Annotated in this window: 2 protein-coding genes; both read left to right on the forward strand. The window is 55.7% G+C overall.

The genetic code is table 11. From position 1 onward, the window contains the following. Positions 1–227: hypothetical protein (locus HW452_RS17345; protein ID WP_224107339.1), on the forward strand; the 227-nt coding region annotated here is incomplete at its 5' end. Positions 228–328: 101 nt separating this feature from the next. Next, the coding region (locus HW452_RS17780; protein WP_180364763.1) for a pilin at positions 329–549 on the forward strand (221 nt) is incomplete at its 3' end.

The following is a 549-nucleotide window of genomic DNA, read 5'->3' on the forward strand; positions in this document are numbered from 1 at the left end:
ATGAAAAAATGTACGCCGGTCTGAAAGATTGCGGGTTCGACGGCGGCACGGAGGCCGCGCTGCTTGCCGTCATCTGCGCCGCTTATTACATCCGCGACGGCGAAGACAATTTTGCGTGGGCGGCCGCCTGTGTCGAAGATTTGTTGGAAAAAATGCCGCCTGAAGCGGGGCGGGCCCCGCACCCTGAAAGCCCGATGCCGCCTGAAACGGCGGGCGGAGGCATTTGACCCGCCAACCCGACCGCCGTGATTCCCGCGAAAGCGGGAATCTAGGACGTAAAATCTAAAGAAACCGTTTTCCCGATAAGTTTCCGTGCCGACAGACCCGGATTCCCGCCCGCGCGCAAGTTTCCGAAGCCATCCTTTTGGCCGAAGGTCAAAAATCAGCCGTTACCGAGTATTACCTGAATCACGGCAAATGGCCGGAAAACAACGACTCTGCCGGCGTGGCATCCGCTTCAAAAATCATAGGCAAATATGTTAAAAGCGTTACGGTCACAAACGGCGTCGTTACCGCCCAAATGAATCCAAGCGGCGTAAACAATGAAAT

It is taken from the genome of Vreelandella aquamarina, assembly GCF_020075495.1.
In the GTDB taxonomy this organism is placed as follows: Bacteria; Pseudomonadota; Gammaproteobacteria; order Pseudomonadales; family Halomonadaceae; genus Vreelandella; species Vreelandella aquamarina_A.